This is a genomic window from Thermococcus sp. AM4 (assembly GCF_000151205.2).
Lineage (GTDB): Archaea > Methanobacteriota_B > Thermococci > Thermococcales > Thermococcaceae > Thermococcus.
The window spans coordinates 1,918,997-1,933,100 of the sequence record NC_016051.1 but is presented as its reverse complement, the minus strand read 5'-3'; the positions used below and the strand labels follow the sequence as shown (position 1 = coordinate 1,933,100).

The window sequence follows — 14,104 nt, the reverse complement described above, 5'->3', positions numbered from 1 at the left end:
GGTGTTGTCAATGCATCCGGGTGGCTTCTTAGAGGTAATAACCGGCCCGATGTTCGCGGGTAAAACCACCGAGCTCATAAAGAGGATCGAGAGGCAGGCCTTCGCCAGGAGGAAGGTTGCCCTCTTCAAGCCCTCGATAGACACCCGCTATTCTACTGAGGAAGTCGTTGCCCACAACGGGCTTCGCTACGAGGCCTTCGTCGTGCCCACCAACGGGGACGGAGTGGCGAGCATAATGGAAACGACGATTCGTGAGAAGTACGAGGTAATCGGCGTCGATGAGGTTCAGTTCTTTCCGATGGAGATCGTTGAAGTGCTCGACAAACTTGCGGACGATGGCGTTTACGTCATAGCGAGCGGCCTCAACCTCGACTTTAAAGGGGATCCCTTCCCCGTAATGAAAGAGCTCCTCGTGAGGGCAGACAACATAGTCTACCTGACGGCGGTGTGCACGGTCTGCGGAAGGCCGGCAACCAGAAGCCAGAGGCTCATCGACGGAAAGCCCGCGCCGAGGAACTCGCCGGTTATCCTCGTCGGCGGGAGGGAGAGCTATGAGGCGAGGTGCCGGGAGCACCACATCGTCCCCGAGGAATGAACTCGTCGAGATCATAAGATGCCGGGGCCACGAAAACGTTAGGGCAACCCACAGATCGACGCTGGAGTTCACGAAGGAAGACTACCTCACGCCCAGGGGTGACTGCATAATCTGCATCGAAGCCGACAAGGGAATAAACGACCTCAGTGAGGAGTTCAAAGCGGCTCTGAGGGAGGGGAGGAAGCTGCTCATAAAGATAAGGGTGGGAGAGCTCGTTGACGAGGTCGTCGCCTGGGGGAGCCCGGGGTTAATACTCGATCATCCCCACTCCATCGTCGTGAGGAAGAGCGAATACATCGACGCGAGAACGCTCGCAATAAGGGCCAACAAGGCGGCAAAGGACATAGACCGAAGACTGATAAACCGCCTTAGAGATCCCAAAACGAAGGCGGTAATCGAGCTGAGGATCCTCTGATCATCCCTCCAGATCCTCCCTCGAAAGGGCCCCGAAGAGGGCGTGCTTTTCAAGGCTTGAGAGGAGCCTTTCGATTTCAAGGGGCGGGAACTCCCTTCTGATGACCGAGATCTCCCTCTTTCCAAGGGTTTCCTCATCGAGAACCACGACAACGGCGGAGTTCGAGAGGAGCATGTAGTCCTTGAGGGAGGCGAGGAACTTAACGACGCTCCTGAAGTCGTTGTGAAGGAGCAGGAACTCCAGCCCGTCGAGGAGAACGAGCCCGCTTCCACCGCCCTCGGAGATCGTCCTTATAACGGATTCGAGGATAACGTGAAGCTTCGATGGATCAACGGAATCCGGAGCCTCGATTCGGCTCAGCCATATGCGCCTGTCAAAGTCGCACACCGTGGGGTTCTGAGATCTGCCTATGTAGATCCGGGTCTTAAACATCCCGCAGAGGGGGCCGAGCTTTGGAAGCTCCTCGGGGGTGACACTGAAGCCGCCAACGAGGGGGCTCTGCTCACCTCCCTCCTCCCCTTTCCCGGACTCGTGAAGAACCCGGGAAGAGAGGCGAAGGTAATGGATCGCCGACACCATGAGGAGGACGTAAGAAACGAGGAACAGGGCAGCCTCAAGCCACCAGAGAGCCTTGCCAGTTACGGCATCGACTATGACGACAACGCTTGCAATCACCGCGAGGATTCCGGAAAGAATGACGTTCACGGAGAACTTCCTGGATAGAGGTGCCACGATCCTCCTTGAGTAGAGGTAAGCCATGACCAAGAGAACAGAATACACCAGCAGGGATACAAGACCAGCGATCAGAGCGGCCACCTTAACCACGAAAGCACCCCACTCCCTTTACTCCCTCACCCTTAAGACCTTTTGGGAGAAAAGCTTAAAAGGGCCGATTTTTAATTACAAAAGGTGATCAAAATGCTCGAGGGCTACTACATAGTCGAGAACACCGGAATAGTCCCGGCCGAGAGGAGGTTCAAGTTCAAGGATCTGAAGGCGTGGGGCTACGATCTACATCTCGGAACCATAGACGGAAAGGAGGCCTACTTCGTCTCAAGAACCGGAACTAGGGAAGAGGGCGAGACCTACACTCAGGACGGCAGGGAGTACCACATCAGCGAGACCCAGAAGGAGATACCGAAGAACGCGAGGTTGCTTGCAAGAATCGTTATAGAGCGCGGCCAGCCCTACCTTGAGTTCTGGCTCGATACGGAGGAAGCCAACTACCCGCTCGCCAAGGAGGACCCGAGGCTAATCCTGCACCGCTTCTGGACGGCCAAGAAGTTCAACCAGCTCGAGAAGCACGTTGGCAGCGTCGGCCTGACGACGGACTTCTTCAAGGACAGGGTTTTCATCAAGAGCCTTCCTCTGCCCTTCGAGGAGTACCCGCCGAAGGTGAGGAGGGTTCTGAGGGAGGTCAGGGACGTTCACAGAGATTTGACCGGCTTTGGAAGGTTCGTCTTCCAGTACTACGGTGAGGAAGACAAGACCCACAATTACCGCCTCTGGTGGCTCCTGCCCACGATACACCTCTTCGACGTGGAGGTCTCGAACGAGGTCGATAAGGTCCTCGCAATGCTCGACTGAGCTACTTTTTCTTTTCCGCCAGAACGACAACGATGTCCTCAAAGAAGAGGTGCCTCTTTGCGAGGACCCTCGCTCTCAGACCGGCTTTCTGGAACATCTCCAGCGTTTCCTCAATCCCTGTTATGGAGCTCTGAACGAGGTATACCCGACCGTTCTCGGTCAGGTAATCCGGAACTTCCCGTATAAAGCGGTCTATCACTTCCCTCCCCGTTTCGCCTCCTACAAGGGCCAGGTCGATGGGCTCTTCAGGCTCACCGGGAAGATAGGGGGCGTTGAAGGTTACGACGTCGAATTCCCCCTCAACGTTCTCGAAGAGGTCGCTCAGGCGAAACTTCACGTTTTCAATTCCGTTGAGCAGGGCGTTCTTTCGGGCGAGTTCTATTGCCTTAGGGTTCACATCAACGCCAAGAACGTGTTTAGCCTTCCGCGCCATGAGGAGTGCTATAATCCCGGTCCCCGTGCCAATGTCGAGGGCTATCTCACCGGGCTTGACATCAACGGTCTCGGCGAGGAGAAAGGTATCCTCGGCAGGTTCATAAACGCTATCGTCGAGCAGGATCCTGAGGCCGTAATAAAGGGGCATCGTCACCGCCAGAGGGGAAAGAAAAGGGAGATCACTTCTTCCACTCGGTGTAGCCGCACCTTCCGCAGGCCCAGCGGTCCTTGTGGTTGGCCATGAAGACTCCGGGCCCGCAGCGCGGGCAGAACCTGTTCTTCCTGACGACCTTTCCACCCTTAACCTCGTAGAGCTTCCACTTCTGGCTGGTCTTTTTCTTCTTGGCCATCTACACCACCTCACTCTTCCTCCTTCTGGATCAGACCATCGCGGAGGAGGATGTAGTCGGGCTCGATGTAGAGCATCCTCTCCCTGGTCTCGTAGACCTTGGCGTAGCCCTTGGAAACGTGGCTTCCGAAGTAGCTCCTGATGTACTGAAGAACCATCGTGTTCGGGTCGAGGTCAAGCATCGCGGCGAGCTTGCCCTTCACCGCTTCCCTGCTCGGGGTAGGCTCGCCCTCGTGGATGATGTCGAAGTATATCTCCTTTCTTCCGAGGAGCTTGTTCTCCTTTATCTCGGTCACCTTAATCTCCATCACGAACCACCTCCATCTTCGCTAAGATTCGCGCGCACCTGCGCTTGCATTCGGGTGTTACCTTTATAAGCACTACCCCCTCGTCGGGCTGGCCGTAGAGCACCATCGAGCCGAGGGGGGCGTAGAGCACCGCAGGGATCGCCGCGAGGTCTTCCTCGCCGTTGACCTTGATATGGACCCTCCTTCCCCTGCCGGCGATCTCGACTCCCTTTCTGACGGCGTTTAATAAAGCTTTCGTTATGGTTCCAGGAGGGTTCTTGACGGTCAAAAACACGGCCTCGGAGCCGACGGAGGGATTGTAGGCTTTTCTCTTTGTCCGGTGGTCGTATATGGCCACCGATGGATACACCCCGAGCCTGATGACGTTTTCGGTCACGACGTCGCCGACGGTTATCAGAAAGGGCGCCTCCCGAAGGAGGGGTAGAACCCTGAGGTAGGGCTCCGGAATCTCCCCCCTAACCAGTTCTCCTAAGGGCTCTTTGAGCTCGTCCCGTAAGGCGGGGGGCAGGTAAAAGTAGAAGTCGTCGCACATGTCATCTCACACGGATTGCGTATTTGCCGGGCACGGTTGCACCGAGCTTCTTTGCTATTCTGCTCTTCTCGGGGTCTATGATTATGACGAGGTCGAACCACTCATCGCTGAGATCCCTGCTCCCGCAGACGGGACAGCGGTCCTCGGTCGTTATGTAGTGGCAGTGCCTGCAGGCCCTCTCCTTGACCATGCTCACGCCTCCTCTGCCTTTCTCTTCTCCTTCTCAATCCACTCGAACTTTCCGAGACCCGGCTGGCGCATTGTTAGGCCTATCTTGTTCTCCCTTATGACCCTGCTCTTGACGCTTATCGCTATCACCCTCGCCCTGACCTCGTCGCCGAGCTTGAGGATCCTCTTGGTTTCCTTACCGAGGAACTGCTTGTTCTTTTCATCGAACACGACGTAGTCGTCCATGAGCTGGCTGATGTGGACCAGGCCGTCCATCGGGCCGATCCTGACGAAGGCTCCGTACGGGGCCACGTCGATTACCTCTCCCTCAACAACCTCGTGCATGAAAGGCTGCCACACGAGAACGTTGAAGACGACCTCGTGGTAGGTAGCCCCGTCTCCCGGAACGATGACGCCCTCGCTCACTTCCTCCACGTCGAGAACGGCCAGCACAACGCCCTCGTCCCTGTCGTAGATGCCCTCGTAGGTCTCGCGGAGGACCAGCTTTGCCGCCTCCCTTGGATCCATCGTGAACATCCTGGGCGGAATCCTGACGACGTCCTTAACCTTCAGCAGCTTGTACATGGCCTGACCTCCGAAAAGAGATTGGGGGAAGGCTCACTCCTTCCCAAACTTCTCCTTGTAGAGCTCTATGGCACGAAGGATTTCCTTCTTCGCTTCCTCGGCGTTGCCCCAGCCCTCTATCTCGGTGACCTTGCCCTGGAGCTCCTTATACCTCTGGAAGAAGTGGGCGATCTCGTCGAGGAAGGCCTTTGGAACGTCGTCGATGTCCTTCCAGTCCTTGAAGTACGGGTCCTCGACCGGAACCGCTAAGACCTTCCAGTCCTTGTCGCCGGAGTCGTTCATCTTCATGATGCCTATCGGCCTGGCCTCGATGAGGGTGAGCGGGTAAACCGGCTCGCGCATTATGACCATTATGTCGAAGGGATCGCCGTCATCGTACCAGGTCTGCGGGATTATTCCGTAGTCCACCGGGTAGAAGAACGGGCTGTAAAGGACCCTGTCAAGCTTTATGAGGCCGGTCTTCTTGTCGAGCTCGTACTTGTTCCTGCTTCCCTTAGGGATCTCTATGAGAGCGTACACAACCTCCGGAACGTCCGGTCCGGGCTCAAGCTCGTGGAACGGGTTCATCTCTAACCACCTCTAACCCTTTTAGAACTCCTAAGGTGGCTTTCCGCTTGCCCTTTTAAAGTTGTTGGTGCCGGGCTAGGAAGCCCGGTACTCATAAACGGTCTCGCCGTCCGCTATCGCGTAGACGTCGGTATCGCCGTCGCGGTAGTGGACTATGGGCCTGTCCACCAGCTCAAAGGCGCGCTCAAGGTCCTCGGCCGACTTCAGTTCCACGCGCCTTCCGGCCGGAGGCGTCCCCTCAACAGTGTACTTCCCGAGCGATTTGAGTGCCTTCGGCTTCGCTTTCTTCTCCCGCCGGGAGTAGGCCAGCCCGATCGGCGGTATGGCAAAGATTATGGCCATCGCCGGGAACAGGGCCCTGGCGGTGGAGACCTTAACGTCGGAACCCGCGAAGGAGAGGGAGTTCGTTGTCGTGCTTACACTCCTGGTGACCTTTTTATAATCCTTCTCTGTCCCGGTCAGGTAGAGCATGCTCGCCGAATCCTTGCTCAGCCCGATCCTCTGGGTGAAGGAGTCCCTGCCCTCAGGCCTAACCTCAACCGTGACGTAAACTTCCTGCTCCGCCCGATAAAGCCCGGTTCCCTCCCGGACCCGCTTGAGTTTCTCGCTCAGGAGGCTCATGTTGAAGGTCACGGGCAGGGTGAAGGACCCCTCAAAGGAGCCGCTTCCAAGGGGGATCTCCTCCCGGTATACGTAGACTTTCTTCCTCCCGGTGGAGACGTAGTAGTCAAGGTGCATCGTGGCCATATAGGTTCCGGGAGATGATGGGCTCGTGCGGAAGGTGTAGTTTCCACTTATCAGCCTCGTTATCCTGGACGGATAGTAATCGTGTGTACTGCCGCTTTCATAGATGCTGTTGTTGGAGAACACCCCGAAGTGCACGAAACGCCCCTCCTCCTTGTATAGAGTGGAGTACTTGGCGCTCGTGGATATGGGCGCTCTCGAATAGGCGGCACTTGAATACGCTCCAAAAAGAACCGCGAGGACAATCGAAACGGCAATCCCCGCGAGGAGCAGATGCCTTCTGTCGAACTTAACATCCTTCATCTTCTCAACCTCCATTAACGGTAACGATTACTTTATTTGACCTGACATTGGTTCCGCAGAGATGGGCCCCCTTGTTCAGGGTGAACCTGGCGACGCATCCGGACGGAACATCGAAGGAAACGTCGAGCGTTATCTCCAGCGTTACGGTCTCACCGTGGGGCACGTGGACCCTCCACACGACACAGTTCCTGGCGTGGCAGTTGCAGCATGAGAAGCCCGCCGGGGGGTTCAGAATAACTGTCCCTAGGCTTGCACTCGTGCTTTTTATCGTCACGTGAGCACTCGAATGGTTGCACGTCCCGGGACAACGGAAGCAGTGATAAGGTGGAACCCTGTCCCATATCACAAAATCACCGCTCGGCCCGTTGTTGGTGAAGTTAAGCTGGAGGACTATCGTGTGGTTCCCGGAGGTGTAGTTGTAGACACCTCCAACGATTCCCTTCCTGAGCACGTATTCCGGCGAGCTCAGGCTGACCCTGATGGAGCAGTCCTTTAGTTCGGCGCTTCCCCCGTTCCATTCAGCGTAGACTGTAAGGGGCACCGTGTAGGTTCCGCTGACGGCATCCGCATCGGCCGAGAAATTGCCCTCGATAACAACGCCGTCACCGGCATCGAGGGTGTGCCACGAATCGTCCACGTTCCCCGAAAGCCCATCAGGTAAGCCCGAGAAGTCCCCCTCAACTCTAACGGACATCGTTTCGTTCATCGAGTTGAACAGCGTTATTGCCGTGAACTGGACGCTTGAGCTCCTGTTCATGTACACGATGCTGCCGCTGCAGGAGTAGGAGACGTAGGAATCGTTGCCATCGACGATGGCCAGCTTTACTATCCTGTCCGCCCCGTATTCCCTGAAGTTTCCGCTCGAGCCTACCACGAGGAGCAGACCGAGGAACATTACAAAAAACAACACAAGCCTTCTCATAACTAACCATCCCCCAGTACTTTTGAGAGGAAACCCCTCCGTTTCCGTATCCTGACCACGTCCCCCTTGGAAATCCCAGCGAGGCGGTAGAAGAAAACCAAAAGCGCTGACAGGAACAGGGCGTAGGCGAGGAGTGGAAGGTACGGACTGATTGAGTAGAGATAAACAACGACCGAGGCGGGGATAATGGCCGGATAAGAGCGAACCTGGAACTCCTCGCGGTATATCCTGGTGTCCTTTGGAACGGTGACGTGGACGGTCAGGTTTTTCCTGGAGCCGCCCCTTAGGTAGAAGAAAGCTGGATCCATGAGCTGGGCCCTCGTGCTGCTTCCTTCAACGAAATAGTAGAACGGGTAGAGTGCCTTGTTTTCGACCGTGATGTTCTTCTCGAAGGTTGAACCTGGAAGGTACCAGCCGGGTCTCTGACCCCCGGCGAGCGTCGAGGAGTAGGTAAAGGCCAGAGTCCCCCACGATGCGACGGTAACGAAGAGAAAGCCGCCGATGATCAGGACGGAAACTATCGCGTAAACCGTCCTGAGGCTTATCCTGTAGTACTTCACGCGGCGATGTCTCCTCCCAGAACCGCCAGAAAACGTCAGAACTGCCCCCAGCACAAGCAACAGGGCTATTGCGTAAGGGTTTGTGAGTTTTAACTTAACCGACTGGAGAAACGCGCCCGCCCCCCTGATAACCAGGGGTTTCCCGAAAAGTGTTACCACCTTCCCGGCTATGTCCGACCTCTTCACGTCCGGGAACTTGCCGTCCTGCTGGTCCGTTGCCACGTTGTGATCACCCTTGGTGATGTACCCCTCATCGGTGACCGCAAAGATCCTGTGGACCGTCCAGCCGCTCCTCCGGTGAAAGACTATGATATCACCAACGTCAAAGTTCCTGGCAAATGGGTTAACGAAGAACAGATCCCCCTTGTCTATCGTGGGGGTCATGCTGTCGGAGTATGCGTAGGACACAAAAACGGGCCTGTCCAAGAAGAAGCCGGCTAACGAACCCATGAGAAACACGAGGACGATGAAAGTGAATGTGTACTCGATCAATCTCTTCATTTTTCACTCCCCCTAAAAGGGGGCAGAGCCCCGAAAAAAGAAATCACCGTTCGCATGCACCTCTGTCTGCAGTTATTGTCATAGTAAACTGCTCAGATCCGAGGGTTGCGTTTGTCGTGTCAAATATCATGCCGACCTTGACGGGGTCTCCGTGGTAAACGGTGAACTGGATGTTCTGAGCCGGTCCAGCTACTGGGCTGGTATAGTTCCCCGCGAACACCATAACCTGCTCGTGGTTGGTGTTTATCTTGACGCAGATTGGGAAGTCCGTCTCGTTGTTCTCCCAGAGTTCGTTGCTTACCTCAAACATCTCCTCGAAAACGTAGGTGGTGTTCGGGCTCAGGCCGGCGCCTCCGCCGCTGGGTCTGTTGCTGTTGCTATCGCTGATGTCCACGTAGAGCTTGCCGTTGCTGTACTTGACGTAGGGCTGCATCGCGGTTAGGTCTATGAGCTCGTTGTCGTCGGAAACGATGTCAAAGCTCGCGTGCCTGTCGGCGGAGTAGTACCTGAAGTTTGCCCCGGCTCCAACGGCCAGAACCATTCCAATCATAAGCAATGCCAATCCGAATAGTTTGTTCATCTCTCATTCCCCCTCACTGACCGCACTTCCCAACAAGGCTGCTGGGCTCGGTTCCGAGTCTCCAGGCCTCTATGTGGAGCGTGGCGTTCTGGCTGGTGCCGGGCGCGTGGTTCCCAGCGTCAAAGTCCATACCCACCTTAACGGCATCTCCAGACTCAACGACGAAGCAGACTGAGTTAACGGCGGTGTCCGAGTACCTAACTACGTCGCCGTTGGTGGCATCGTGGATGTCTCCATCCGCACCGTAAAGCTGTATTTCATCGTTGTCGCTGGTTATCATGACGACTATGGTCATGTTCTCCTCCCAAAGGTCGTTGCTTACCTCAAAGACCTCGTCGAAGTTGTACTCCGAGTTCGGGCTGAGGCCCATACCGTAACCCGGATAGTTCGGGTTGTCCGGGCTTATGTCCACAACTAGAACCCCAGTCTCGTTGTCAATGTACGCGTAGGGCTGGAGAGGGGTCAGGTCTATTAACTCGTTGTCGTCGGTAACGATGTCCCAATGGACACTTCTTGACGCACTGTAGTCCCTGAAGTTAGCCCCTGCTCCCAGAACAAGACCAAAGGCCACTATCAGGCCAAAAATTCCCAAGGCAAGATTCTTTCTCATTTTTTCGCCTCCATACGAGGCACCGTGGAACAGGCCGTACTGTGAGTGCGGGATCCATGCGGATCCGCGGCCCTTCCACACCACTCAACACTGAAATCAACTGCCACCACGGATGCCCCAGATCAGGGCAACCATACGGTCGCACCCAAGAACAGTTGCCCGTTTCGATATATATGAAGTTGGAAATTACCGGGCGGTAACGGGACATTACCGCTCATTTCTACGGGAATTATCTTCCTTCTTTGAGTCCCTCGGCTGAAGAACCCGGTACATCTTCATATGCTGGAGGATAGCCACGATGAGATACGTGACTGAGGCGAAAACCAGGAGCAGGTTTCCAAACCACAGCGCGGTAACGAGGAATATCACCGACAGGCCGGCGTAAAAAGTACTCCAGCTTATATCGTTCCTCTGGACGACCTCCATGTAGAGGGTAACGTTATCGGGCACCTGGAGAAGGGTTATTACTCCCCGCTCAAAGGCAACCACGCCTTCCCTCTCAAGCTTCGGAATGTGGGTCTGCATCAAACTGACGTAAACGCTCTTTCTGTGCCTCCTGTCCGTGTTGCCCTCCTTTTCCGCGATGTACTCGACTATATCCCTGAGCTCGGCCCTTCCGTTCTTCATCTGGAGGAACTCTATCATGAGCATGCGTCTCTTGTTGCCGAGGATAACGCTCGAGGACGTTGATGAAACCATCACTCCCGCCACCTCAGCCGGTACTGCTTCCGCCTGTTGTGATGGAGGGACGCCTCAACGATTCCCCTCGAGACGAGGTCCCTGAGAACCCTCTCAACCTTCTGCCGGGTGCATTCAAGCCCCCTCTCGTTCAAGAACCTGGTGATAAAAGCGACGCTCAACGGTCCCTTCAATCGCAGGAGGTTCCTGATCTCGCACTCCAAATTCAGATTTTCGTTCATTACCAAACCTCCCGGTACCTCTCAGATTAGAGCAATCTTTATTGGACATGTTACCAGCCCCTTGAATAACTTCCCACTCACCTATTCTGCGTTCCTCTCCTTAAAAAGCTTCCGAGAGAGTTTGAATTTGAATTTTCGACATTGAAATTTCTCAAATTGGCCAGAAATGGATGGATAAAAACCAACGATCTAAAACACGGTATCTCGTGGGGAAATCAGAATAGACGATGCCAGCGGACAACGTTGAAAGAATCCCGCTCGGGAAAAGGATTGGAAAATAACCCATATTTTGAAGACATGTTAATTCCACGAGAATGATACAGAGAAAATGCGGTTGAATGTCCAGATGTTAAAATTAGGAATGGGAGTAAAACATGGGGTTCGAATTTCGTCTGGAGCCCATGTAAATGGTAGCCCCGCGGGGATTCGAACCCCGGTCGCGGGATCCAGAGTCCCGCATGCTTGGCCGCTACACCACGGGGCTGTGCCCGTTGATAGGTTCCGGGATGGATTTATAAATTTTACCCTCCACAAGCTTTGCCCGCGCAGAGCTTGACAAAAAATGCCCCCCTCACCAAAGAGCAACTCAAAAAGAAATCCCCACAAGAACTGCAATTCAAAAGGAATCACAAATTTTGATGAAACTTTTGCTTGGCAAAAGTTTCGATGGCGGGCCGGGCGGGATTTGAACCCGCGACCTTCGGCTCCGAAGGCCGACGCCCCATCCAGGCTAGGCCACCGGCCCTCGGAACCGTTTTAAGGTGACCCAAAATAAAGCTTGCGGTGAAGACTATGATGCTCCCCGACTGGAAGATCGAAAGGGAAATCCTCATCCAACCGTTCTCGAAGGAATCACTTCAACCTGCGGGCTACGACCTGAGGGTCGGAAAAGAGGCGTACGTTGGGGGAAAGCTCATCGACGTTGAAAAGGAAGGCAAAGTTATCGTTCCACCGGGAAAGCACGCCCTTATACTGACCCTTGAGAGGGTCAAGCTGCCGGACGATGTAATGGGTGACATGAAGATAAGGAGCAGTCTGGCGAGGGAAGGATTGCTCGGCTCGTTCGCGTGGGTCGATCCAGGATGGGACGGCAACCTTACGCTCATGGTCTTCAACGCGTCCGACGAGCCGGTAGTTCTCGAATACGGGGAAAGGTTCGTTCAAATAGCGTTCATAAGGCTCGAGGGGCCCGCAAGAAATCCCTACCGCGGAAACTATCAGGGGAGCAGGAGAATAGCGCTCTCAAAGAGGAAATCCAAGAAGTAAAGAAAATGGAGGAGTTCAGCCGAAGAGGGCACCGAGTCCAGCGAGGGCCTCCTCCTCGCTGACCTCTTCCTCTTCTTCCTCCTCTTCCTCCTCGGCGGCCTCGGCCGGAGCCTCGGCAGCCGGGGCGGCGGCAACCGCAACCGGGGCGGCAACCGGCATGGCGGCCTTCTCGATGACCTCGTCGATGTTGACGCCCTCGAGGGCAGCGACGAGGGCCTTTATCCTGGCCTCGTCCGGGCTAACTCCGGCGGCCTCGAGCACCTTCTTGAGGTTCTCCTCGTTTATCTCCTTACCAGTGGCGTGGAGCAGCAGAGCGGCATACACGTACTCCATTTTTCGCACCTCCAATCATCTTCATTTTTTCATTCATTTCACGTGGAATCCATCAGGGTACGAGGGAAATTGAAAGTTCAGCCGAAGAGCGCGCCCAGTCCGGCGAGCGCGTCCTCCTCGGATGCCTCCTCTTCTTCCTCTTCCTCCTCAGCCTCCTCAACCTTCTCCTCTGTTGGCTGAGGGGTCGCAACGGCCACTTGGGCCTGAGCGTTTAAAAGCTCTTTGGTCTTCTCGTCGAGCAGCTCCTCGGGCAGGTTCCGTGCTATGAGCAGGAGAGCGCGTATAGCCCTGCCGAGTATGTCCTCGACGGTCTCAGGAGTAACGTAACCGGCCTCGACTGCAACGTTCTTGGCTCCGAGGAAGGCCTTCTGGATGATGGCCTCGATGGTCTGCTTGGTCGGATAGGCGGTGTTGACCGACAGGTTGAATGCGTGCATGTAAGCTTTCTGGAGCATGTTGATGTACTCCTGCTCGTCTATGGCGAGAACTTCAGGGGTGTACACGATGCCGTCCTCGTAAGCTGCCAGTAAGTTGAGACCGACTTCGAGCGGCTCGATACCGAGGGCGTTGAGGATCCTCGCGAGCTGCTCGGTTATGACCTCACCCGCCTTGAGGACGGTGTAGTCCTTCTGGATGCTGACCTTACCCTTCTCAATCCTCGCAGGGATTCCAAGGGCCTGCATCTCACCAACGAGCGGGCCCGGCGCGAGGGAAGTCGGTCCGGCAGGGATGACGACGTCCCTTGGAACGACCGCTCCGGGCTTGGCCGGGGCCGGTGTTTTGCTCTCCTCGAGGAGCTTGTAGAGCTTGAAGGGGTTCATCTCAGTGGCGAGTATCGCCGCCCCTCCCTCGATGTAATCGACGAGCTTCTCAAGGTCAGGCTTGTTGAGCTCCTGGGCGGCCCTCTTTATTGCCAGCTCGATGAGTGTATTTCTGCTGACCCTGAGAAGGGCCTTCCCGCGAAGCTTGTCGCGCATCTTGCTGAGCGGATAAGCTGGGACGCCGGCCACGTCGACAAGGGCAATCACTGGGTGGCTCTTGATGATCTTGGTGAGCTCTTCCACTTCCTTCTTCTTCCACTCGGCTACGTGGGCCATCTCCCTCACCTCTCAACCTTAACGGCCGGTCCCATCGTGGTCTTGATGTACACTGACTTCACCTGGTTCTCTCCGCGCTCGAGCTTGTTGATGATGGCGTTGAGAACCGCCTCGGCGTTCTCAGCGAGCTTCTCGTCGTCCATGTCCTCGGTCCCGATGGGGGCATGAACGACCGGGTTGTTCTTGAGCTGTATCCTGACCGTCTTCTTGAGCCTGTTGACTATCGGCTCGAGGTTGGTCATGGTCGGCGGAACGACCTGAGGCATCTTGTTCCTTGGACCGAGGTACCTACCGAGGTACTTACCTATCTTAGGCATCAGCGGAGCCGCGGCAATGAAGAAGTCGTAGCGCTTGGCGAGCTTTCTCGCTTCTCTCGGGCTCTTTGCAAGCTCTTCAAGCTGCTCTCCACTAATCACATCCAGCCCGAGCTTTTTAGCCGCCTCGGCCACGGCACCATCAGCGATGACCGCGATCTTTGGTTCCTTCCCACGACCGTGGGGCAGCACAACCTCAAGCTTGAACCTGTTCTCCGGCTTGCGGAGGTCTATATCCTTGAGGTTGACTGCCATCTCGACGGTCTGTGTGAAGTTGCGCGGCTTAGCCCGGGCCTTCGCCTCCTTCACCGCTTCCACGAGTTTCTGCCTGTCGAAGGCCACTTTACAGCCCTCCCTTCCTTTTTTGATTTTAGCAAGGACGAAGAACCAAAGATGCGTAAAGGGAGGAGTTT

The 14,104-nt window shown here is 55.6% G+C and carries 22 protein-coding genes and 2 tRNA genes; 4 read left to right on the top strand and 20 right to left on the bottom strand.

Annotated elements, in window-relative coordinates; genetic code table 11:
• The first annotated feature begins 10 nt into the window (after positions 1-10).
• Positions 11-595, top strand: a complete 585-nt coding sequence (locus TAM4_RS10650) for a thymidine kinase (protein WP_014123233.1) — start codon at positions 11-13, stop codon at positions 593-595.
• Positions 552-1,010 carry a DUF371 domain-containing protein gene (locus TAM4_RS10645; protein WP_014123232.1) on the top strand — a complete coding sequence of 153 codons (459 nt, stop codon included), beginning with the start codon at positions 552-554 and terminating at the stop codon, positions 1,008-1,010. Before TAM4_RS10650 ends, TAM4_RS10645 begins: the two co-directional genes overlap by 44 nt.
• Here the strand turns inward: TAM4_RS10645 and TAM4_RS10640 are convergent, their stop codons facing one another.
• A complete protein-coding gene (locus TAM4_RS10640; protein ID WP_014123231.1) occupies positions 1,011-1,835 on the bottom strand; it encodes a DUF835 domain-containing protein in 825 nt (274 codons plus the stop codon). It lies immediately after the preceding gene.
• A gap of 93 nt (positions 1,836-1,928) precedes the next feature.
• Here TAM4_RS10640 and TAM4_RS10635 point away from each other — a divergent pair, with 93 nt between their 5' ends.
• A complete protein-coding gene (locus TAM4_RS10635; protein WP_014123230.1) occupies positions 1,929-2,597 on the top strand; it encodes a TIGR00703 family protein in 669 nt (222 codons plus the stop codon).
• Position 2,598: 1 nt separating this feature from the next.
• Here the strand turns inward: TAM4_RS10635 and TAM4_RS10630 are convergent, their stop codons facing one another.
• The 16 genes from TAM4_RS10630 to TAM4_RS10555 form a co-directional block, all read right to left on the bottom strand.
• Positions 2,599-3,180 (bottom strand): HemK2/MTQ2 family protein methyltransferase, encoded by a 582-nt coding sequence (locus TAM4_RS10630; RefSeq protein WP_014123229.1) that lies wholly within the window; start codon positions 3,178-3,180, stop codon positions 2,599-2,601.
• Between the two features lie 31 nt (positions 3,181-3,211).
• Entirely contained in the window at positions 3,212-3,382 is a 171-nt protein-coding gene (locus TAM4_RS10625) for a 30S ribosomal protein S27ae (protein ID WP_014123228.1), read from the bottom strand.
• A gap of 10 nt (positions 3,383-3,392) precedes the next feature.
• The gene (locus TAM4_RS10620) at positions 3,393-3,689 is read right to left on the bottom strand and encodes a 30S ribosomal protein S24e (protein ID WP_014123227.1); all 297 of its coding nucleotides are present in this window, start codon (positions 3,687-3,689) and stop codon (positions 3,393-3,395) included.
• On the bottom strand, positions 3,679-4,221 hold the full coding sequence (locus TAM4_RS10615) for a GTP-dependent dephospho-CoA kinase (protein WP_014123226.1): 543 nt from the start codon (positions 4,219-4,221) through the stop codon (positions 3,679-3,681). The genes TAM4_RS10620 and TAM4_RS10615 overlap by 11 nt, the downstream gene beginning before the upstream one ends.
• Position 4,222: 1 nt before the next feature.
• The gene (spt4, locus tag TAM4_RS10610; RefSeq protein ID WP_014123225.1) at positions 4,223-4,411 is read right to left on the bottom strand and encodes a transcription elongation factor subunit Spt4; all 189 of its coding nucleotides are present in this window, start codon (positions 4,409-4,411) and stop codon (positions 4,223-4,225) included.
• 2 nt (positions 4,412-4,413) lie between these two features.
• Positions 4,414-4,974 (bottom strand): DNA-directed RNA polymerase, encoded by a 561-nt coding sequence (locus TAM4_RS10605; RefSeq protein WP_014123224.1) that lies wholly within the window; start codon positions 4,972-4,974, stop codon positions 4,414-4,416.
• A gap of 33 nt (positions 4,975-5,007) precedes the next feature.
• Entirely contained in the window at positions 5,008-5,541 is a 534-nt protein-coding gene (locus tag TAM4_RS10600) for an inorganic diphosphatase (RefSeq protein WP_014123223.1), read from the bottom strand.
• 75 nt (positions 5,542-5,616) lie between these two features.
• Positions 5,617-6,588 (bottom strand): DUF5305 family protein, encoded by a 972-nt coding sequence (locus tag TAM4_RS10595; protein WP_014123222.1) that lies wholly within the window; start codon positions 6,586-6,588, stop codon positions 5,617-5,619.
• A gap of 4 nt (positions 6,589-6,592) precedes the next feature.
• Positions 6,593-7,510, bottom strand: a complete 918-nt coding sequence (locus tag TAM4_RS10590) for a hypothetical protein (RefSeq protein ID WP_148258709.1) — start codon at positions 7,508-7,510, stop codon at positions 6,593-6,595.
• 2 nt (positions 7,511-7,512) lie between these two features.
• The gene (locus TAM4_RS10585; RefSeq protein ID WP_014123220.1) at positions 7,513-8,571 is read right to left on the bottom strand and encodes a signal peptidase I; all 1,059 of its coding nucleotides are present in this window, start codon (positions 8,569-8,571) and stop codon (positions 7,513-7,515) included.
• 43 nt (positions 8,572-8,614) lie between these two features.
• Positions 8,615-9,151 (bottom strand): DUF1102 domain-containing protein, encoded by a 537-nt coding sequence (locus tag TAM4_RS10580; RefSeq protein ID WP_048150704.1) that lies wholly within the window; start codon positions 9,149-9,151, stop codon positions 8,615-8,617.
• Positions 9,152-9,164: 13 nt separating this feature from the next.
• On the bottom strand, positions 9,165-9,761 hold the full coding sequence (locus TAM4_RS10575; protein WP_014123218.1) for a DUF1102 domain-containing protein: 597 nt from the start codon (positions 9,759-9,761) through the stop codon (positions 9,165-9,167).
• Between the two features lie 207 nt (positions 9,762-9,968).
• Positions 9,969-10,460: a hypothetical protein gene (locus tag TAM4_RS10570; protein ID WP_014123217.1), complete on the bottom strand. Its 492-nt coding sequence runs from the start codon at positions 10,458-10,460 to the stop codon at positions 9,969-9,971.
• Positions 10,460-10,681, bottom strand: a complete 222-nt coding sequence (locus TAM4_RS10565) for a hypothetical protein (protein ID WP_014123216.1) — start codon at positions 10,679-10,681, stop codon at positions 10,460-10,462. Before TAM4_RS10565 ends, TAM4_RS10570 begins: the two co-directional genes overlap by 1 nt.
• Positions 10,682-11,089: 408 nt before the next feature.
• Positions 11,090-11,165, bottom strand: a tRNA-Gln gene (locus TAM4_RS10560).
• Positions 11,166-11,348: 183 nt separating this feature from the next.
• Positions 11,349-11,426 (bottom strand) — tRNA-Arg (locus TAM4_RS10555).
• A 47-nt stretch (positions 11,427-11,473) separates the two neighbouring features.
• Between TAM4_RS10555 and dcd the strand changes: the two genes are divergently transcribed.
• Positions 11,474-11,947, top strand: coding sequence for a dCTP deaminase (gene dcd, locus TAM4_RS10550; protein WP_014123215.1), 474 nt, complete (start codon positions 11,474-11,476; stop codon positions 11,945-11,947).
• 15 nt (positions 11,948-11,962) lie between these two features.
• Here the strand turns inward: dcd and rpl12p are convergent, their stop codons facing one another.
• The 3 genes from rpl12p to TAM4_RS10535 form a co-directional block, all read right to left on the bottom strand.
• A complete protein-coding gene (gene rpl12p, locus TAM4_RS10545) occupies positions 11,963-12,280 on the bottom strand; it encodes a 50S ribosomal protein P1 (protein ID WP_014123214.1) in 318 nt (105 codons plus the stop codon).
• Between the two features lie 77 nt (positions 12,281-12,357).
• On the bottom strand, positions 12,358-13,377 hold the full coding sequence (locus TAM4_RS10540; protein WP_014123213.1) for a 50S ribosomal protein L10: 1,020 nt from the start codon (positions 13,375-13,377) through the stop codon (positions 12,358-12,360).
• A 5-nt stretch (positions 13,378-13,382) separates the two neighbouring features.
• Positions 13,383-14,033, bottom strand: coding sequence for a 50S ribosomal protein L1 (locus tag TAM4_RS10535; protein ID WP_014123212.1), 651 nt, complete (start codon positions 14,031-14,033; stop codon positions 13,383-13,385).
• Positions 14,034-14,104 lie beyond the last annotated feature (71 nt).